Annotated in this window: 14 protein-coding genes and 2 pseudogenes; 6 read left to right on the plus strand and 10 right to left on the minus strand. The window is 62.0% G+C overall.

Annotation, left to right across the window (positions count from 1 at the left end; genetic code table 11):
- Positions 1–283 precede the first annotated feature (283 nt).
- Both speB and AB4O16_RS02650 read right to left on the minus strand, forming a co-directional pair.
- Positions 284–1,243 (minus strand): agmatinase, encoded by a 960-nt coding sequence (gene speB / locus AB4O16_RS02645; protein WP_460156917.1) that lies wholly within the window; start codon positions 1,241–1,243, stop codon positions 284–286.
- Between the two features lie 21 nt (positions 1,244–1,264).
- Positions 1,265–2,406, minus strand: a pseudogene (locus AB4O16_RS02650) (extracellular solute-binding protein).
- 50 nt (positions 2,407–2,456) lie between these two features.
- On the opposite strand from AB4O16_RS02650, the gene AB4O16_RS02655 reads away from it, so the two are divergent.
- From AB4O16_RS02655 to AB4O16_RS02665, 3 genes are all read left to right on the plus strand, one after another.
- Entirely contained in the window at positions 2,457–3,350 is an 894-nt protein-coding gene (locus AB4O16_RS02655) for a LysR family transcriptional regulator (protein ID WP_460156918.1), read from the plus strand.
- Between the two features lie 164 nt (positions 3,351–3,514).
- Positions 3,515–4,621 carry an enoyl-CoA hydratase/isomerase family protein gene (locus AB4O16_RS02660; RefSeq protein ID WP_460156919.1) on the plus strand — a complete coding sequence of 369 codons (1,107 nt, stop codon included), beginning with the start codon at positions 3,515–3,517 and terminating at the stop codon, positions 4,619–4,621.
- A gap of 3 nt (positions 4,622–4,624) precedes the next feature.
- Positions 4,625–5,776 (plus strand): acyl-CoA dehydrogenase family protein, encoded by a 1,152-nt coding sequence (locus tag AB4O16_RS02665; protein WP_460156920.1) that lies wholly within the window; start codon positions 4,625–4,627, stop codon positions 5,774–5,776.
- A 134-nt stretch (positions 5,777–5,910) separates the two neighbouring features.
- Here AB4O16_RS02665 and AB4O16_RS02670 read toward each other — a convergent pair whose 3' ends face one another.
- The 6 genes from AB4O16_RS02670 to AB4O16_RS02695 all read right to left on the minus strand — a co-directional run bounded on the left by AB4O16_RS02670 (position 5,911) and on the right by AB4O16_RS02695 (position 12,697).
- Positions 5,911–6,684, minus strand: coding sequence for an enoyl-CoA hydratase (locus tag AB4O16_RS02670; protein WP_460156921.1), 774 nt, complete (start codon positions 6,682–6,684; stop codon positions 5,911–5,913).
- Between the two features lie 16 nt (positions 6,685–6,700).
- Positions 6,701–7,828 (minus strand): acyl-CoA dehydrogenase, encoded by a 1,128-nt coding sequence (locus AB4O16_RS02675; protein WP_460156922.1) that lies wholly within the window; start codon positions 7,826–7,828, stop codon positions 6,701–6,703.
- Between the two features lie 160 nt (positions 7,829–7,988).
- The gene (locus AB4O16_RS02680; protein ID WP_460156923.1) at positions 7,989–9,182 is read right to left on the minus strand and encodes an acetyl-CoA C-acyltransferase; all 1,194 of its coding nucleotides are present in this window, start codon (positions 9,180–9,182) and stop codon (positions 7,989–7,991) included.
- 12 nt (positions 9,183–9,194) lie between these two features.
- On the minus strand, positions 9,195–9,956 hold the full coding sequence (locus tag AB4O16_RS02685; RefSeq protein ID WP_160385471.1) for an SDR family NAD(P)-dependent oxidoreductase: 762 nt from the start codon (positions 9,954–9,956) through the stop codon (positions 9,195–9,197).
- A 16-nt stretch (positions 9,957–9,972) separates the two neighbouring features.
- Positions 9,973–11,637 carry an AMP-binding protein gene (locus tag AB4O16_RS02690; protein WP_460156924.1) on the minus strand — a complete coding sequence of 555 codons (1,665 nt, stop codon included), beginning with the start codon at positions 11,635–11,637 and terminating at the stop codon, positions 9,973–9,975.
- Positions 11,638–11,773: 136 nt separating this feature from the next.
- On the minus strand, positions 11,774–12,697 hold the full coding sequence (locus AB4O16_RS02695) for a carbon-nitrogen hydrolase family protein (RefSeq protein WP_460156925.1): 924 nt from the start codon (positions 12,695–12,697) through the stop codon (positions 11,774–11,776).
- An 84-nt stretch (positions 12,698–12,781) separates the two neighbouring features.
- Here AB4O16_RS02695 and AB4O16_RS02700 point away from each other — a divergent pair, with 84 nt between their 5' ends.
- A complete protein-coding gene (locus AB4O16_RS02700; protein WP_460156926.1) occupies positions 12,782–13,690 on the plus strand; it encodes a LysR family transcriptional regulator in 909 nt (302 codons plus the stop codon).
- Between the two features lie 9 nt (positions 13,691–13,699).
- Here the strand turns inward: AB4O16_RS02700 and AB4O16_RS02705 are convergent, their stop codons facing one another.
- Complete coding sequence (locus AB4O16_RS02705) at positions 13,700–13,954, minus strand: hypothetical protein (RefSeq protein WP_160385467.1); 255 nt, start codon at positions 13,952–13,954, stop codon at positions 13,700–13,702.
- Between the two features lie 164 nt (positions 13,955–14,118).
- On the opposite strand from AB4O16_RS02705, the gene AB4O16_RS02710 reads away from it, so the two are divergent.
- Positions 14,119–14,436, plus strand: coding sequence for an ElaB/YgaM/YqjD family protein (locus tag AB4O16_RS02710; protein ID WP_160385466.1), 318 nt, complete (start codon positions 14,119–14,121; stop codon positions 14,434–14,436).
- 150 nt (positions 14,437–14,586) lie between these two features.
- On the opposite strand, the pseudogene AB4O16_RS02715 reads toward AB4O16_RS02710, so the two are convergent.
- Positions 14,587–15,628 (minus strand): annotated as a pseudogene (locus AB4O16_RS02715) (Ldh family oxidoreductase).
- 234 nt (positions 15,629–15,862) lie between these two features.
- On the opposite strand from AB4O16_RS02715, the gene AB4O16_RS02720 reads away from it, so the two are divergent.
- The gene (locus AB4O16_RS02720; protein ID WP_460156927.1) at positions 15,863–20,695 is read left to right on the plus strand and encodes a dermonecrotic toxin domain-containing protein; all 4,833 of its coding nucleotides are present in this window, start codon (positions 15,863–15,865) and stop codon (positions 20,693–20,695) included.
- Positions 20,696–20,701 lie beyond the last annotated feature (6 nt).

Here is a 20,701-nt window from a genome sequence, read left to right on the forward strand (position 1 = left end):
GAGCGAGCTTGCTCCGGGGGGCGTTCCGACGATGGCAGTCTTGCATTCAACATCTCTGTTGGCTGGCAGGGCCTCATCGCGAGCAAGCTCGCTCCCACAGGGTTTGTGTTGTGGCCGCATACAGACACATCATTTCCAACTCCAGCACGTCCTCGACCTGGCACCTGACACCCATCAAAACTGTAGGAGCGAGCTTGCTCGCGATGAGGGCGGAACATTCAACATCCATGTTGGCTGATCGACCACTATCGCGAGCAAGCTCGCTCCCACAGGGTTGGGTGTATTACTTATCGACCTTGTGCCTGGCCGCATACAGACACAGCATTTCCATCGCCAGTGTCGCCGCCGCCAGTGAGGTGATCTCTGCGCTGTCATAGGCCGGGGCCACTTCCACCACGTCCATGCCCACCAGATTGATCCCGCGCAATCCGCCGAGGATCTCCAGCGCCTGCACCGTGCTCAGGCCGCCGCAGACCGGTGTGCCGGTACCCGGGGCGAACGCCGGATCGAGGCAGTCGATGTCGAAAGTCAGGTACACCGGGTTGTCGCCGACCCGCGCGCGAATCGCCTCGACAATCGCCTCGCAGCCACGGCGATGCACCTGCCGCGCATCCAGCACTTGAAAACCCTGATGATCGTCGTTGGTGGTGCGCAAGCCGATCTGCACCGAACGCGACGGGTCGACCAGCCCTTCCTTGGCCGCGTGCCAGAACATGGTGCCGTGGTCGATGCGCTTGCCCTCTTCGTCCGGCCAGGTGTCGCTGTGGGCGTCGAAGTGGATCAGCGACAACGCTCCGTGCTTGCGCGCATGGGCCTTGAGCAGCGGATAGGTGATGAAGTGATCGCCACCAAAGGTCAGCATTGCCGTACCGGCATTGAGGATGTGCTCGGCGTGGGCCTCGATGCATTCAGGCGTCGATTGCGGCGACCCGTAATCGAAATCGCAATCGCCGTAATCGATCACCGCCAGATGGTCGAACGGATCGAAGGTCCACGGCCAGTGCCGTTCCCAGGCAATCCCGGCGGAGGCGGCGCGAATGCCCCGCGGCCCGAAACGCGCCCCCGGACGGTTGCTGGTGGCGGTGTCGAACGGCACACCGCTGACGGCCACGTCGACTCCGCGCAAGTCGCGGTTGTAACGGCGACGCATGAAACTGGTGATACCGGCGTAGGTACTTTCGGCGGCCGTACCGTAAAGACTGTCACGGGTGATGGCTTGATCGTTCTGCATCGGGACGTCCATTGAAGACTCCTTCATTTCTAGTTATTGGCGGCTACGGAAAGTGGTCCACAAGCGGGTGCGCTGGCGCATGTCCTTGAGGCTCATGCTGCGGTCGGCGTACAGCCGGCCACGTACCTCGGCAGGCGGGTAAATGTCCGGGTCGGTGCGCACGGCCTCATCCACCAGCGGCGTGGCGGCCTGGTTGGCGGTGGCGAAAAACAGCGTGTTGGTCAGTGCCGCGACGGACTCGGGGCGCAGCATGAATTCGATGAACTGGCGGGCGGCCTCGGGGTGTGGCGCGTCCTTGGGGATCGCCAGATTGTCTTGCCACACGATGGTGCCTTCCCGGGAATCCGGTAGGCAATTTCATAGGACTTGTTGGCTTTGTGCGCCTGATCGGCGGCCATGCTCGCGTCACCGTTGTAGGTCAGCGCCAGGCACACGCTGCCATTGGCCAGATCGCTGATCTGCCGCCCGGTGGCGACGTACAGCACGTTCGGCTGCAGCTGATGCAGCAACGCCTCGGCGGCTGACAGATCGTTCTTGTCGGTGCTGTAGGGATCTTTACCCAGGTAATGCAACGCCAGCCCGATCACCTCCTGGGGAGAATCGAGAATGGCGATGCCACAGTCCTTCAACTTGCTCGCGTACTCGGGCTTGAACAGCAGGTCCAGGCTGTTGAGTGGCACATCCGGCAAACGCTGTTTCACCGCCTCGACGTTCATGCCCAAACCCAGGGTGCCCCAGGTATACGGCACGCCGTAGTGATTGCCCGGGTCGACTGCGGCGAGTTTTTCCAGCAAGTCCGGATCGAGGTTGGCGTAACCCTTGAGTCCTTCGTGGGCAATCGGCTTCAACGCCCCGGCCGCAAGCCCCCGGGCCAGCACGCTGGAGGACGGCACCACCACGTCATAACCGCTGCCGCCGGTAAGCAATTTGGTCTCCAGCACCTCCGAAGAATCAAAGGTGTCGTAGCGCACATGGATACCGGTTTCCTGCTCGAACCGTTGCAGGGTTTCCGGGGCGACGTAATCGGCCCAACTGTACAGATTGACCACCTTGTCCTCGGCCTGGGCCGAGACGGCAACGGCGAGCAACAGCGCGGGTAAACACAGCTTGAACTGGGGAGCCATGACGAACACCTGACCGGAAGAAGTGGTTGCAGGATGCGTCGTCGGATACATTGGTGAAATACCAAGTTAATTATCCTGACTTTATGACGGAGTAATGTTTGATGCTCGGCCAACTGCACGACCTGGATCTGCAATTGCTGCGTCTGTTTGTCAGCGTGGTGGAGTGCGGCGGTTTCAGCGCCGCCCAGGGCGAACTGGGCTTGAGCCAGTCGAGCATCAGCCAGCAAATGGCCAAGCTGGAGACCCGCCTCGGCTATCGGCTGTGCAGTCGTGGCAAGGGTGGATTCAGGATCACGCCCAAAGGCGAACAACTGCTCAGCGCCACCCGTGGACTGTTCGAGTCCATCGAAGCCTTCCGACATCAATCCAACGGTGTAGCCGGGCGCTTGATCGGTGAAGTGCGTCTGGGCCTGTCCGAGGCGCTGGATCAATCAGTGCTGCAGCGTGTGGCCGGGGCCATCCGGCGCTTTCGTGAGCGGGACGAATCCGTGCGTATCGAACTGATCAGCGCCATGCCCGGCGAGATGGAACGCTTGCTGCTGCAACAGCGGCTGGACCTGGCCATCGGCTATTTCTCCCAGGTGCAAAGCGCGTTCGACTACCGCCAATTGTTCATCGAAACCCAGCATCTGTATTGCGCTCCCGGCCATCCGCTGTTCACCAACCCCGCCCCCGACGATCAGGACTTGCAGGCCAGCGACCGGGTCGATCACCCCTACCGCTTCCTGCGCAGCGACGAACCCTTTCAGGGCAAGCTGTGTTCGGCACGCTCGGAACAGGTCGAAGGCACCCTCGCCTTCATTCTTTCCGGCAAGCATGTCGGTTACCTGCCCAACCACTTCGCCCGCACCTGGGAAGACAAGGGGCTGCTCAAGACCGTTCGTCGCAGCGACATGAGTTTCGATGTCGCGTTTCATCTGGCCCGGCACCGGGCGCAGGTGGCCGGCGAGGCGCAGAAGGCCTTCGAAGAGGATTTGCTCGCGGCGTTTGCCTGAATCCACCATGGTCTAAGCTGTAACGATATCGGACACAGACATGCAAAAACGCACAGATAACCTGCACTTATCCCGGTTGTACAAGGCAAATTTGCACTGATACGATCCGCCATCGCTCGCGCGCGAGCATCTTGATAAAGAACAATAAAAGCAGGGAGTTAGAGATGACTGCTCAGGTTTCATCGAAGGGGGCGCTGTCCCTGGATGCCATGCAAAACGAAGTGCTGGCCGAGGTTCGCAACCACATTGGTCACCTGACCCTCAACCGCCCCGCCGGCCTCAATGCCCTGACCCTGGACATGGTGCGCAACCTGCACCGCCAGCTCGACGCCTGGGCCCTGGATCCGCACATCCATGCCGTGGTCTTGCGCGGCGCCGGCGAAAAAGCCTTCTGCGCCGGCGGCGACATTCGTTCCCTGCATGACAGCTTCAAGAGCGGCGACAGCCTGCACGAAGATTTCTTCGTCGAGGAATACGCCCTCGACCTCGCGATCCATCATTACCGCAAACCGGTGCTGGCGCTGATGGACGGTTTTGTCCTCGGCGGCGGCATGGGCCTGGTGCAAGGCGCCGACTTGCGCGTGGTCACCGAAAAAAGCCGTCTGGCCATGCCGGAAGTCGGCATCGGCTACTTCCCGGACGTCGGCGGCAGTTACTTCCTGCCGCGCATTCCCGGGGAACTGGGAATTTACCTGGGCGTCAGTGGCGTTCAGATCCGCGCTGCCGACGCGTTGTATTGCGGGCTGGCGGACTGGTACCTGGAAAGTGCCCGACTGACCACGCTGGACGAGCATCTCGACCGGCTCGAATGGCACGACACGCCGCTCAAGGACCTGCAGGGTCTGTTGGCGAAATTCGCCGTGCAGCAATTGCCCGACGCGCCACTGGCGACTTTGCGCCCGGCCATCGACCACTTCTTCGCCCAGCCCGATGTGCCGAGTATTGTGGAGCAACTGCGCCAGGTAACGGTCGCCGACAGCCATGCGTGGGCCGTCACCACCGCCGACCTGCTGGAAACCCGCTCGCCGCTGGCCATGGCCGTGACCCTGGAAATGCTCCGTCGCGGACGCGAGCTGCCGCTGGAGCAATGTTTTGCCCTTGAGCTGCACCTGGACCGCCAGTGGTTCGAGCGCGGCGACCTGATCGAAGGCGTGCGCGCCTTGCTGATCGACAAAGACAAGGCACCACGCTGGAACCCGCCCACCCTCGAGGCGCTGGACGCCGAACACGTGGCGAGTTTCTTCAGCGGGTTTGACCGGAGCGAGAGCTGAGCCATGCACGATATCGAATTGAGTGAAGAGCAAGTCATGATCCGCGACATGGCCCGGGATTTTGCCCGTGGCGAAATCGCGCCCCATGCCCAGGCCTGGGAAAAGGCCGGCTGGATCGACGACGCCCTGGTGGCGAAGATGGGTGAACTGGGCTTGCTCGGCATGGTGGTGCCCGAGGAATGGGGCGGCACCTATGTCGACTACGTCGCCTACGCGCTGGCCGTGGAAGAGATTTCCGCCGGCGACGGTGCTACCGGCGCCTTCATGAGCATCCACAACTCCGTGGGCTGCGGGCCGGTGCTCAACTACGGCAGCGAAGAACAGAAACAGACCTGGCTGGCGGACCTGGCCAGCGGCCAGGTCATCGGCTGCTTCTGCCTGACCGAACCCCAGGCCGGTTCCGAAGCGCACAACCTGCGCACCCGCGCCGAGCTGCGCGACGGCCAATGGGTGATCAACGGCGCCAAGCAATTCGTCAGCAACGGCAAGCGGGCCAAGCTGGCGATCGTGTTTGCAGTGACCGATCCGGACCTGGGCAAGCGTGGCCTCTCGGCGTTCCTGGTACCGACCGACACCCAAGGTTTCATCGTTGACCGCACCGAACACAAAATGGGCATCCGCGCTTCCGACACCTGCGCCGTCACCCTGAACAACTGCACCATCCCCGAAGCCAACCTGCTGGGCGAACGCGGCAAGGGCCTGGCCATCGCCCTGTCCAACCTCGAAGGCGGTCGTATCGGCATCGCCGCCCAAGCGCTGGGCATCGCCCGCGCGGCGTTCGAAGCGGCCCTGGCCTACTCCCGTGACCGGGTGCAGTTTGGCAAAACGATCAATGAACACCAGAGCATCGCCAACCTCCTGGCCGACATGCACATGCAACTGAACGCCGCACGCTTGATGATCCTCCACGCTGCGCGCCTGCGCACGGCCGGCAAGCCCTGCCTGTCGGAGGCCTCACAAGCCAAGCTGTTTGCTTCGGAAATGGCGGAAAAGGTCTGCTCGTCGGCCATTCAGATTCATGGCGGCTACGGCTATCTGGAAGACTATCCGGTGGAGAAATACTACCGGGATGCGCGGATCACGCAGATCTACGAAGGGTCGAGCGAGATTCAGCGGATGGTGATTGCCCGCGAACTGAAGAACTATTTAGTGTGAAACCCTGTAGGAGCTGGCTTGCCAGCGATGGAGGTCAACGATGACGCGGGGCACCTGAATCAACCCGGTGCCCTCAGGTTTTTCGCGAGCAGGCTCGCTCCTACAGGAGCGGGCTTGCTCAAAATGGCGTTACATTATTTGCCTTGGAACTCGGCTTCCCGCTTGGCAATGAACGCCGCCATCCCTTCCTTCTGATCCTGCGTCGCAAACGCCGCATGGAACACCCGACGCTCAAACCGCACGCCTTCGGCCAGGCTCACTTCAAAGGCACGGTTGACGCTTTCCTTGACCATCATCGCAATCGGCAGCGACTTCCTGGCGATCAACGCCGCGACTTTCAGCGCTTCGTCCAGCAACTCATCGCTCGGCACGATACGCGCGACAATTCCGCAACGCTCCGCTTCCACGGCATCGATCAGACGACCGCTGAGGCACATTTCCATGGCCTTGGCCTTGCCCACGGCGCGGGTCAGGCGCTGGGTGCCGCCCATGCCCGGCAATACGCCGAGGTTGATTTCCGGCTGGCCAAACTTCGCATTGTCGCCAGCCAGGATGAAGTCGCACATCAACGCCAGCTCACAGCCGCCACCCAGGGCGAAACCGTTGACCGCAGCGATGATCGGCTTGCGGCGGTTGGCCACGCGGTCGCTGTCGCTGAACAGATCGTCGATATAGATCTGCGGGTAGCTCAGCTCGGCCATTTCCTTGATGTCGGCACCGGCGGCGAAGGCTTTTTTCGAGCCGGTCAGGATGATACAGCCGATGTTCGAGTCCGCCTCGAAACCATCGAGGGCCTGGTTCAGCTCGCTGACGATCTGCGCATTCAGCGCGTTCAGCGCCTGAGGACGGTTGAGGGTGATCAGGCCAACGCGGCCGTGGGTTTCCAGCAAAATCGTTTCGTAGCTCACGTAATGATTCCTTCTTTCAAAGATTGCGCGAAATGACCATGCGCTGAATATCGCTGGTGCCTTCGTAGATCTGGCAGACGCGCACGTCGCGGTAGATCCGCTCCAGCGGGAAGTCGTTGAGGTAACCGTAGCCGCCGAGGGTTTGCAGCGCCGAGGAGCATACCTTTTCGGCCATTTCCGAGGCGAACAGTTTGGCCATCGATGCTTCGACCAGGGCCGGCTGGCCACTGTCACGCAGGGCAGCGGCGTAGTGCACCATTTGCCGCGCCACGGCGATCTGGGTCGCCATGTCCGCGAGGCGGAACGCCACGGCCTGGTGCTCGATGATCGGCTTGCCGAAGCTCTCGCGTTCGCGGGCGTAGTCGCGAGCCGCTTCGAATGCGGCGCGGGCCATGCCCACCGATTGCGAAGCGATGCCGACGCGGCCGCCTTCGAGGTTGGCCAGGGCAATCCTGTAGCCTTCGCCCTCCTCGCCCAGACGGTTGGCCAGCGGCACCTTCACGTCTTCGAAGAGAATCTGGCAGGTGTCGGACGCATGCTGGCCGAGCTTGTCTTCGACCCTTGCGACGGTGTAGCCCGGCGAATCGGTCGGCACGATAAAGGCGCTGATCCCGCGTTTGCCGGCGTTCGGATCGGTCACCGCAAACACGATCACCACACCGGCATTCTGGCCGGATGTGATGAACTGCTTGCAGCCGTTGAGCACGTAGTGATCGCCTTCAAGGCGAGCACGGGTTTTCAGGCCGCTGGCGTCGGAACCGGCCTGGGGTTCGGTGAGGGCAAAGGCGCCGAGCATCGCGCCACTGGCCAGTGGCTTGAGGAAGCGCTCCTTCTGATCGTCGTTGCCGTACTTGAGGATCGGCACACACCCCACGGAGTTGTGCACGCTCATGATGGTCGAGCAGGCGCCATCGCCGGCGGCGATTTCTTCCAGGGCCATGGCGTAGGCCAGGTAACCGGTATCGCAACCGCCCCACTGCTCCGGCACCAGCATGCCGAAAAAGCCCAGCCCGGCCATCTCGCCGATGGCTTCCTTGGGGAAGCGGTGTTCGCGATCCCATTCGGCGGCGAACGGTTTCAGCCGTTCCTCGGCAAACTGCCGGGCCATGTCGCGGATCTGTTGTTGGTCGTCATTGGGGATCATGGTGAATCCTTAAAAAAAGCCTTTCGTACAAAAAACTGGCTGAAACACCGGACCTGTGGGAGCGGGCTTGCCCGCGATGAGGCCATCACATCCAACATCTTTGTTGACTGACGGTCCGCCATCGCGGGCAAGCCCGCTCCCACAATGATTGAAGTCAACTTCAGTAAAGGCACTCCACGGCCATGGCCGTTGCTTCACCGCCGCCGATGCAAATCGCCGCTACGCCGCGTTTCAGGCCTTTCTGGCGCAGGGCCGACAGCAGGGTCACGAGAATCCGTGCTCCGGACGCGCCGATCGGGTGGCCCAGTGCGCAAGCACCGCCGTGCACGTTGAGTTTCTCGTGGGGAATTTCCAGATGGGTCATCGCCGCCATGCCGACCACGGCGAAGGCTTCGTTGACTTCCACCAGATCGACCTCATTGAGCGACCAACCGGTTTTCTTCATCAGCTTCTTGATGGCGCCAATCGGTGCCACCGGGAACAGGCCCGGGGTGTCGGCGAACGCTGCATGACCGTGAATCACCGCCAGCGGCTTCAGGCCTTGTTTCTGTGCCTGCGACTGGCGCATCAGCACCAGCGCGGCGGCACCGTCGGAAATCGAACTGGAGTTGGCCGCGGTCACCGTTCCGCCTTCGCGGAACGCCGGCTTGAGTGCAGCGATCTTGTCCAGCTTGGCTTTCGGCGGTTGCTCGTCATTGCTGATCACGACTTGTTCTTTGCCGACCGTCACGGTGAGCGAGACGATTTCGTCCTTGAAGCTGCCGTCCTTGATCGCCTGCTGGGCGCGGGTGGTCGAGGCGATGGCGAACGCGTCCTGGGCTTCACGGCTGAAGCTGTTGGTTTCGGCGCAATCTTCGGCGAAGGTGCCCATCAGGCGACCCTTGTCGTAGGCGTCTTCGAGGCCGTCGAGGAACATCGAGTCCTGCACCCGGCCATGGCCCATGCGGTAGCCGGCACGGGCGCGGTCCAGCAGGTAAGGTGCGTTGGACATGCTTTCCATGCCACCGGCGACCACCACGTCGGCACTGCCGGCCACCAGCATGTCATGGGCCAGGATCGCCGCTTCCATGCCGGAACCGCACATTTTGTTCAGGGTGGTGCAGCGGGTCGATTTATCCAGCCCGGCACCCAGCGCCGCCTGGCGTGCAGGCGCCTGGCCGAGGCCTGCCGGCAGCACGCAGCCGAACAGCACTTCATCGACCGCATCACTGGCAACACCGGCACGTTCGACGGCGGCCTTGATGGCGGCAGCGCCGAGTTGCGGCGCGGTCAGGCTTTTCAGATCGCCCTGGAAACCGCCCATCGGGGTGCGGACGGCGCTGACGATTACAATCGGATCGTTGGACATTGTCATGACAAATCCTCCTTATTTGGCGGCCATGCGCAAGGCACCGTCGAGACGGATCACCTCGCCATTGAGCATGCTGTTTTCAATGATATGCCTGACCAGCCCGGCGTACTCGGCGGGTTTGCCAAGGCGCGGCGGGAACGGCACACCGGCAGCCAGCGAATCACGGACTTCCTGGGTCATGCCGGCCATCATCGGCGTTTCGAAAATGCCCGGGGCGATGGTCATCACGCGGATGCCGAAGCGCGCCAGTTCACGGGCAGCGGGCAAGGTCAGGCTGACGATCGCGCCTTTGGACGCCGCGTAGGCCGCCTGGCCGATCTGACCGTCGTAAGCCGCCGCAGACGCGGTGTTGATGATCACGCCGCGCTCGCCATCGGCGTCCGCTTCGGTTTCGGCAATCGCCGCTGCCGCAAGGCGCAGCATGTTGAAGCTGCCGATCAGGTTGACGTTGATCACCTGGCTGAAACTGGCCAGCGCGTGCGGACCGTTCTTGCCGAGAATCTTCTCGCCACGCACGATGCCGGCGCAATTGACCAGGCCGTTGAGGCCGCCAAAGGCCTTGACCGTCGCCTGCACGGCGGCTTCGGCCGCGGCTTCGTCACTGATGTCCGCCACCACGCTGTGCGCGCCCAGGCGCTGGGCCTGGGCTGCAACGGCTTCGGCGTTCATGTCCACCAGCATCACTTTCGCGCCAGCGGCGACCAACACCTCGGCGGTGGTGGCCCCGAGGCCGGAAGCGCCACCGGTGACGATAAAAATCTTGTTCTCGATCTGCATCATTGTTTCCCTGGATTCAAGCTGGAACGTTCTTCGCCGCGGCCTCTTGAGCCTTGGCGATTTCCTGGTTGCGCAAGATAAAGCGCTGCAATTTGCCGCTTGGGGTTTTCGGCAACTCGCTGACAAATTCGATTTCACGGGGGTACGAGTGCGCCGCCAGGCGCTTGCGCACGTGCTGGCGCAGTTCTTCGGCCAACTCCGGTGCCGCGCGGTACTGCGGGCTGAGCACGACGAAGGCCTTGACCAGTTCGGTGCGCTCCGGATCTGGTTTGCCGACCACGGCGGCCTCGACCACCGCCGGGTGTTCGATCAGCGCACTTTCCACGTCGAACGGACCGACCCGGTAGCCGGAGGTGGTGATCACGTCGTCGCTGCGCCCAACGAAGCTGATGCTGCCGTCCGGGTTCCACTCCACCGTGTCGCCACTGAGGTAATAGTTGCCGACAAAAGCCTTGGTCGGCCCGCCTTCGTAGCCGGCGAACCAGCACATCGGCGATTGGCTGCGGTCAATGGCCAGGATGCCCGGCTGGCCGACACCCAGTTCCTTGTATTCGTCATCCAGCACCACGATGCGGTGGCCCGGCGAGGCGAAACCGGCGGCGCCCATGTGAATCGGGTGCTCAAGGCCGTGGTGGTTGCACAGCACCATGCCCAGTTCGGTCTGGCCGTAATGGTCGTGGATGACCACGTCGAGGTTGTCGGCGAACCAGCGGATCACTTCCGGGTTCAGCGGCTCGCCGGCGCTGCTGACGATGCGCAGCTTGCCCTTGATCGACCTGGCGAATTCATCGCCGCCGGCAATCAGCAGACGGTAGGCCGTCGGCGAACCGGTGAGGTTGGTAATCCCGTACTTGTTGATCACCCGGCAGGTGCTTTCGAGGGTGAACGGGCCATCGTAGAAGGTGATCGGATGCCCCATGGCCATCGGCCCGGTGACACCGAAGTAAATGCCGTAGGCCCAACCCGGATCGGCAACGTTCCAGAACGCGTCTTCCGGGCGCAGGTCCACCGCATCGCGGGTGTAGCTCTGGAATGCCACGATGGCCTTGAGCGGCACCGACAGGGCTTTCGACGGGCCGGTGGTGCCCGAGGTGAACATCAGCAGGAAGGGATCTTCCCCGGTCAACAGCACCGGTTCACAGTCGGCGGAATAATTGGCCAGTTCGGCCCAGAAGCTGAAATCGCCCTGTACCAGCCCCTGCCCTTTAGGGCCGGTGACGGTCACCGTGGTCGGGCAATCGGCGACTTCGGCGAGTTTCGGCCGGTTCAGCGCATCGGTGACCACCACTTTGGCGCCTGAGCAGCTCAGGCGGTGCTCGATGGCTTTGGGGCCGAATGCGGTAAACAGCGGTTGATACACCGCGCCGATGCGCCAGGTGGCGAACACGGTGATCAGCAGTTCGATATTGCGTGGCAACAGGCCGGCGACCTTGTCGCCCTTCTTCACGCCCAAGGCCTGCAGGTAATTGGCGAAACGCGCGGCCTTGTCCTGCAATTCCGTGAAGGTGTACGTCGCACTGGTGCCGTCGCGTCCTTCCCAGAACAGCGCGATGCGCCCCGGCAAGGCATGCCGGTCACAGCATTCGACACAGGCGTTGAGGGCCGACAGATTGCCTTCAAGTGCGGCGTCGACGCTGTGCTGATAGTTGAATTGAGAAGTAGCAGACAAGTAATCGCGCATTGCCAGAATCCCTCTGTGTTTCTTATTAGGTTGGGGGAACCGTAATCAACAGGGAAATACTCGCTCTGCGCGGGGTGGCGGGCAATGGTCAAAGTTATCAAGTTGCCTGACTGCTTTGGCCAAAGCCCGCAGGGTCTCAAGCGATGAAGCGCACCCCGGGTTTGGTGCGCTCGTCGACGCTCAGCTCGAACACGTCCGGGCGCGCGTAGTGACCGACCACGTCAAAGTCGTAGTGGGCGCGCACCAGGTCGTCGGTGTCGATTTGCGCGGTGAGCAGGCCGACGCTGTCACGCAAGGGGCCGGCAAGGATGTCGCCCATGGGCCCGACGATCACGCTGCCGCCGGCGATCAGCGGCCGATCCGCCGGCCAGTTGGCGATATCCAGCCCCTGGGCCTGGGGCGAGGCCTGGACCTGACAGGCGCTGACCACGAAGCAACGTCCCTCATGGGCGATGTGGCGCATGCTGACTTGCCACATTTCCCGCTCGTCCACGGTCGGCGCGCACCACACCTCCACGCCTTTGGCGTACATCGCCGTGCGCAGCAGCGGCATCATGTTTTCCCAGCACACCACCGCGCCAACGCGCCCGACCTGGCTGTCGATCACCGGCAAGGTCGAGCCATCGCCCTTGCCCCAGATCAGCCGTTCGGTGCCGGTAGGCATCAGTTTGCGGTGCTTGGCCACCAGCCCGGCCTGCGGATCGAAGTACAGCGCAGTGCAGTGCAAGGTGCTGCCGGCACGCTCGATCACGCCGATCACCAGATTGGCCCCGGTGCGTGCTGACAACGCCGCCAGCGCCTCGGTTTCCGCGCCGGGTACGTCGATGGCATTGGCAAAGTAGCGGGCAAAGGCTTCGCGGCCTTCCGGCAGGCGATAGCCCAGCTGCGTGCCAAAGCCCTCGCCTTTTGGATACCCGCCGAGCAGCGCTTCGGGCATCACCACCAACGCGGCGCCGGCTTCGATGATCGCGTTTTCATAGGACAGGATCTGTTCCAGGGTTTGCGCCTTGCCACCGGGCAAGGCGCCGATTTGCAGGGCGGCAACGATTGACTTGGGCATCTCGAGAACTCCGTTCGCATCAGGTGTTGCTCATTCTCTAGCGCCACGTGATCATCAATAAAGCCCCACTCACTGCTGAATGATATGAGCCATATGAATATCACCGACATCGACCTCAACCTGCTCAAAGTCTTCGAGGCCCTGCACGAAGAGTCCAGCGCCAGCCGCGCCGCCTTGCGCCTTGGGGTCACGCAATCGGCCGTCAGCGCGGCCTTGCGTCGACTGCGCCAGGTGTATGGCGATCAGTTGTTCGTGCGCACCGGGCGTGGCCTGGCCCCCTCGCTCAAGGCCAACCAGCTCAAGCCGGTGGTCAGCGATGCCCTGAACAAATGCCGGCAGAGCCTGGCGATGGTCGATCCGGCCGCGCAGGCGTACGAAGGACGCTCGGTCGCCGTGGGAATGTCGGATGATTTCGAAATTGCCTACGGCCGCAGGCTGATCGAGGAAATCGCCCGCAGCGCGCCGAAGTTGCGCCTGATCTTCCGCCAGACCCACAGCCAGATCGTCGCCCAGGCGTTGCTGGAACGCAGCATTGACCTGGCGATCAGCGCGGGCGGATTCGCCGAACGGCTGCTCAGCCGTCAGGTGCTGGGGGAAGGTGGTTATCTGTGCCTGGTGGACCCGGCGAGCCTGGCCGAGGGCCAGCAGAGCATCAGTCTCGAGGCGTTCGTCGCCCGCGAGCACATCCTGGTGTCGTCCGGCGGTTTTATCGGGATTACCGATGAAGGATTGGCGGCGCTGGGCCTGAGTCGGCGGGTATGCGCCTCGACCACGCACTTTGCCGCGTTGCCGCACTTGCTCAAGGGCAGCCAGGCGGTGGCGACCATTCCGGCCCACGCCGCACAAAGCATTGCAATGCTCAGCGGGCTGGCGCTGCTGCCCTGCCCCTTGGACTTGCCGCGCTACCCGATCGAACTGGGCTGGCGTACCAGCACCCAACTCGACCCGGTGGTGTTGAAAGTGCGCGAGGCGATTGTGGCGAGTTTCGCCTGACAGCCGAGGTTACTTGCTGGCCGCCATCAGGCGATTGACTTCACTGCGCACCATGTTGGCGAATTCCGGGGGCGACATGCCGTCCAGCTCGGCGCGCACCCATTCCGCCCACTTGCCTTTGCGCTTGGCCCGTTCGCCGAACAACCGTGCGGCCTCGCCCTTGGCTTTGCCCAGGTTGTTTTGCCAGAGTTCGAACAGACGGGATTTCTCGTCTTCAAGTGCTGCGCGCTCGGCGAGGGGTTTGTCGGCCAGATTGAAGCTCATGGGAATTTCCTGCTGCGTAAAATTGGCGACATCTTACACTGTAGGGCGAAATGTCCTGCGCCGGTTTTTCAGCAAGATGACCTGGCCGGGCAAAATAGCTGCAACTTTTCCGACGACCGCAGACTCCATTGTTCACTGTCCACTTACCTGCAAGGAGTACTTCAATGGCCCGCAAAAGCGCCGCGCAAGCAGCCGAAGATCAAATCAAGGATCTAGCGTTCAGCGAACTTCAGTCGTTGATCGAGGAGTCGGAAAAGCTGCTGAAAAGCAGCGCTTCACTGGTCGGGGAAGAAGCGGAGACCCTGCGCGGGCAAGTCGCCCTGAAACTCCAGCAGGCCAGGGATTCGGTGACCAGCGTTCGCAACCGCACCCTGCCCGCGGTCGAAGCCACCGAAACCTACATCGGCGGGCATCCGTGGCAGACCGTGGCGATTTCCGCCGGGTTTGGCCTGGTGGTGGGGTTGTTGCTGGCGCGGCGGTAAACACTGGCAAACACTGAACCCTGTGGGAGCGGGCTTGCCCGCGAAAGCGGTGTGTCAGCAAGGTTGATGCCGGCTGACACGACGCCTTCGCGGGCAAGCCCGCTCCCACAGAGGTTGCGTTAATTAGACATTATTTGCCATTACCCAGAATCACTCCCCCGCCAGCTCCCGCAGGTTCGCCAGCGTCCGGGCATCCAGTTCAATGCCATTGACCCGGGATTTGGCGCGTTGATGATGACGCCGATCCCCCCGGCAAACGCTTCAAGCCGACTCCGTGCATTTGTCGCACCAGCTCCTGACTGCGCTCGGCAAAACTCTGTCCCGCCGCTTTGTCCGGATCGATCACGATCAGCAATTGGCCCGTCCAGGGCGTCTTGGCGCCCGGATGGTTCTTCCAGTCGAACTCGAAGGAAAAATTGCCGCCGGTCAGTGCCGCCGCGAGCAACTCGACCATCATCGACAACGCCGACCCCTTGTGCCCGCCAAACGGCAGCAACGCGCCGCCCTCAAGAATCGCCTTCGGGTCCGTGGTCGGCTGCCCGAGGCTGTCCACGCCCATGCCCGCCGGCAAGCGTTCGCCCTCGCGGGCGGCGATTTGCACATCACCATGGGCAATGGCACTGGTGGCCAGATCGAAGACGATCGGCCCGCCATCGGCCCGCGGCGCCGCGAAGGCAATCGGGTTGGTGCCGAACAGCGGCCGGTCGGCGCCGTGGGGCACCACGCAGGTCATGCTGTTGACCACGCTCAATGCCACGAGGCCCTCATCCGCGAAGGGCTCGACATCCGGCCACAAGGCCGCGAAATGGTGCGAGTTACGGATCGCCAGCACCGCGATGCCGGCACTTCGGGCCTTCTGCACCAGCAGCTCGCGCGCCGCCGCCAGGGCCGGTTGGGCAAAACCGTTGTTGGCGTCGACCCGCACAAATCCGGAGGCCACATCTTCGACCACTGGAACGGCCTGGCCATTGACCCAGCCGCTTTGCAGGGTCGAAACATAACCCGGGATGCGGAATACCCCGTGACTGTGCGCACCGTCGCGCTCGGCGCCGGCGCAGTTTTGCGCCAGCACCCTGGCAACCTCGGCCGAGGTGCCATGGCGCAGAAAAATCTTTTCAAGCAATGCGCTCAACGCTTCGAGCGACAGGTGTGAAGGGACCGCAATAGACGCGTGATCGTGTGGCGCAGACATCTGAAGCTCCAGAATGATTATTGGAGGGAACAACAGCGTACAAAGACCCGCCGATTAACAACGCGCGGCGAGCGACCTGTCAACTGTTGGCTCGGGCTCAATGATTCTTATGCGTGTCACCTATGCCCGTACCCTGTGCGTTATTTATCTACCACCTGCTTCAACCCGGCAGCCTCTAGTGTCGATGCTCAACCCACAGGTGCCCTTGAATGGCACCTTGAACGAGACTCGACGATGTCTACATCAGTAACTGCGCTGTTTTTCCCCGAGGCACTGACATTGCCCGGCCTCTGGAATGAACTTGGCAAGGCCCACGGGCTGACGCAAAAGGACTTCGAGTGGTTGCGCCATACCGAACTGGCCAGCCAGGCCCTGCGCGATGAGCAGACGCCCCCCATGCTGGCAAAAACAATCCTGCTGAAAATTCCGGGACTGGAACCTTTGGCACTGGCCGGCAGCTTTTTGCTGACCGCGACGCCCGATGACAACGGCGTGATTCTCTACACCCCGTACGGCGGAATACAGAAATTCGACAACCGCGACGCCCTGGCCACAAAGGTGCAGACGCTACTCAAAGCTGCGGACGAGGACGACGAACTGCTCGCCTTCATGGCGCTTTCACAACGCAAGGCCGTGGTGGACGCCAGCGAAATCGAGCTGGACTTTCACACCATTGAAGGCGACGTGTTCGAAGATCAGCGCACCACTCTCTCGCGCCATCAGATGCTCAACGATCAGGCCCTGCTGGATGAACTCAAGGCGCTGCCGTCCCTTACCGCGCTGCTCGATGCATTGTTGGCTGAACAACTGTCCGCGTCCTTTCCCGGCGTGGATCAGAGCCGGACCCGGGTGAATTTCTACCAGGCTGCGACTGAGGACGGCGATGACGCAGGCCGTTCGGTGCGACGCTGGGTCAACTCCCTGTCGCTGAGTGATGCCGTGCTTCTTCACTACCGCCATCAGCGTTGGCCGTCGGGGCAGTCCCATGAGTTTGCCCATCCGAAAATGTCCCCGGTAATGGCTGACCAGGCGCTCTGGGACACGGCGGTCACGACCGTCTCGCGTAAACTGCTCAGCCTGCTGGCTGGACAACTCGAGCATTATTGGGACGCGGCGAGTGCCGATGGCGTGTCGCGTCGCGCATTTTTCGGCCGGGCCATCGCCGACCAGGCGCGGGTGCAACTGCTGCTCAAGCGCGAAGCCGGGATCATCACCCCACAGCAAAGCCTTGACCTGCATGCGTTGATCACGACGAACAGCCACACCAACCCGTCAATGTCGATCGAAACCGTACGCCTGTGGGAATACCAGGCCAACTACGCAGAGCTGGCCGGCTCGCTGATGGTCAGCGCCAGCAGTGCGTTCCTGTACACGCCCACCCAAGGCTTGCAAGTGCTCAAGAATTATCAGGACTTGCGCGATACCTTGCTGAGCAAATTCAGCGCGGCAGGTCACGAGGACGAACTCTATGGCCTGCTCAACCTGGACGAACGCCAGCGTTTCAGCGGTTTCAAGCGGCCGAACGTGACCGGCGAAGTGATTTCCGGCGCTATCTTCGGCAAGCTCTTCGACGCCATCGTCACCAAGCAATTGCAGAACATCGAATACACCCTGCAAGTGTTCCGCCACAGTGACGGTGCCGTGGACATCCATGCCCTGTTCGACAAGGCGCTGGATATCCGCTCGATGATCAGCGAGCGGCTACTGGGCCTGGAAACCGACGGACGCTGGAGCACGCGGCCGGTCTTGTCCGGCGACCAGCATCCCTCCATGGTACGGGCCGATGCGGCGGCAACGTTCGCCAAGAGCTTCAGCGACATCCAGACGCTGATCGACACAGACTTTGCCGCACAGCCGCTCGCGTCTCTGGCGTTGCAGCGGGTCTACCTGGAAAACATGCTGCCTTCCCTGGCCCATTCACTGTCCGTCGGCATCCGTGGCGAAGCCAGCCTGCGCGGGCTCGGCGCGACATTGACGGAGGCCGACCGCGCCATTGTGGACACGGTGTTCAACCCGGATCTGGGCGAACGGCGCAACCGTCTTTCCCTGAAGGGTTTCCGCCCCGATGCCTACTCCGTGACGCTGGAATGCACGGGTCAAGCGAATTTGCTGCCGCTAGCCCACTGCCTGCTTCTGACCGAGCGTGGCGGACTCGACGCCTCGCATTCCGGCCGGACAATCCTGTGGACGCCCGCCCGGGGGCTGGAAGTCTTCGACAACATCAGCCGTGCCAGGCAGGAACTGAACCGGCGCCTGCTCGACCCACAACAACGCCTTGGGCTCCTGGAAAACCTCACCCCGAGCCAGCGCGTCTTCCACCAACGCTATTCACTGGGCGCGCTACGACTGATTGAAGGGCCGGTACTGGAGCAGGTCGCGCGATCATCCATCGATCATTTTCTGGCGCGCTGCGAACACGTGCGCAGCTTCAAACTGGACGACACGAAGCAGAAAAAAGCACTGAAAGCGTTGGCCAGCGCCGGGATCAACAGCAACCTGCAAAGAGCCATCTCGATTGCCCGCGCGATCACCCGGCAACAGTCACTACCCGCCTGGCTCGGCATGGCACCGCTCGAAGACCAGCGCCTGCACGTTGAATTGCTGGAGCAATACCGCAACAGCGTCGAGGAGGAGAAAGACTACCTGCACGGGATCACGCCCCTCGGGACGTATCTGCACGGTCGTTTAACGACACTGCTCGGTGAACGCTTCCCCGCCATCAAGCTCGACCCCGACGATATTCAGATCACCCCTGACCTGAGCCTGATCGGCCCTGCCCGCAGCCTTACCGAGTTTGCCCTGACCCCTCTCAGCCTCGTGCAAGGCTCCGCCTTCCTGGTGTCCTCGACGACTACCGGGACGCTGCCCGAGGGGCTGGACCAGGCCGCGGTCCGCCAACTGCTGCACTCATTGAACATTGCGCAAGGCTACACAACACAGGTCACGCAGGCCTTGTCCGGGGCCACTGCCGACGCTGAAAGCCGGATGCAACGCTTCGTCAAACAACTGCCCTGGCAACTGCTGCAACACGCCAACGAGATGAAACTGCTGCAAAGGCTTTCCAGGGGCGCGTTCGATTTGCTTCGACAGGTCCTGGACATGCCGGACGCCATTGCGCGGGCCGCCGTGCCAGGCGCGCACGCGATTGCCCGGCCACTGGAGCTGATCAAGACCACCGGCGCCGCCGCTGTCAAGGCACTGGGCCTGTACCTGGTCAGCCCGGGCAACGCAAAGGCCGGGCCGCACGTCCTCTATGCCCCTTACCTACCAGGCAGTACTCCTTTCATCGAGTTCGACACCGAGGCCAGCGTTGTCTCGGCGCTGAATACGCCCGGGCTCTTGCAGGAAATGCTGATCCGCCGCCTGCCGGACAGCGAGCAGTCGGTGTTTCGCAACCTGCTCGATTCGACCGCAGGGCAATTGAGCGAAATCACCCTGGCGTCCAACCCCATTGGCGGCAACTTGCTCACCCACCTGTTCCACGACAACACAAAACTGCTGTCGCACATGCTCGGCAGCCAGTTGCAGGCAGTCGGACAGGCAGACTGGGAGGCGGTCAAACATCTGTTCAGCGCCGGTATCCAGCGCGTCCTGGGTCTGTTGCCGGGCAAACTCGCGTATTTGCAGTTTCTCTGGAACGCCTACCAGGACGCGCTCAACTCGGCTGAAGCGCTGCAGGACCATCACTGGAAAGTGGCGCTTGAAGACTTTATCGCCGGTGCGGTGCAACTCATCACGCTGGGCAGGCTGTCACTGGAGGGGTGGACTGAAACAGCCCATGTCACCCACGAAGCCATTGCCCCGCCGGTTGCCACCCCGATCGTCGCGCCAAAGTGGTCCGAGGTCGATTCGACGGCGCCGCTGCGCACGCGACTGCAACCGTTCGAAACCACGGTCGAACTCAAGGACCTGACGAAAAACAGGGCTGACGGTACCTACCTCGATGCGGCGAGCAAAAAAACCTACGCCCCCATCGCCGGCAAGGTCTACGGCGTGGAAAAGACCGGGGTAGCCTGGCGAATGGTCAAAGGCAAGGAACCAGGCCCGGTATTGCTGGCCACGCCAGACAAGCAACTGGTGATCGACCCGGACATCCACACGGTCCACTACGGCAAGGCCATGTCGAAAATGCACAACCAGCTCGCCCATGCCCATGTCGCCAGGGAGGTGCTGAACATCGAAGCCCGCGGGATGGACGAGATTCGCGTCAGATGTCCCGAAAAAGCCCGAATGATCGTGCAGGCCATCGACATGGCCCGTTATTACGCGTTCAACAGTTTGCACAACATGGTGCAATTGCGAAAACTCCTTCCGGGTACACGCCTGGATACCTTCCTCAAAAGCTTCTTTGGTGTTGCCACGGTCGACAAAGGGCTGATCGACAAAATCAAACAGGCCATTGTTCCCATCTGCAACGCGCTGGTGGACCCGGACGAAGACTGGATGAACTCCCATCGCATAATCGTCGGTACATGCCGGGACCCGCAGGAAAACCTCATCGCGTTCGTCCTGGAAAAGGATCAACAGCGCAACGTGCATTTCACCGAACGGTTCTTCGATCAACAGCTCGACTGGTACAAATCCTGTCTGACTGAACCCTTCAACGTCGACGGCCACAGCCAGGCCGCCACGCTGATCCACGAATTCGCCCATTTGTTTTCCAAGGCCGTGGACATCGCCTACCTTGAAGCCAGGCGGCCGTTCAGCGATCTGGTCGCGCCGAACACCGCCTTTGGAATCGCCATGAAACAGTCTCAACTGGATTTCCAGCGCAAAGCCTTGTCGCTGGACACGCCGAAGGAGGAACTGTTCGCGCGTTGGCACAGTGGCCTGCAGTCGTGGATCAGCCTGGATTCCATTGTGGAGTCCTATCACGTCGGCAAGACCATTTTGAAGTTAACGGGCAGCAAGACCATGGAGAAGGCGCGGGAAGCGTTCCTGGACGCGGACAACGCAAACTTCAGAACCGATGTCATTTTAAACAATGCTGATTCGCTCGCGTTCCTGATCTGCGAAATGGGCCGGCAGCTGGACCCGGTGCCGGCCGCATCGGCCTCCGCAACCTGATCCTGG

The sequence above is a fragment of the Pseudomonas sp. S2_H10 genome (genome assembly GCF_054668285.1).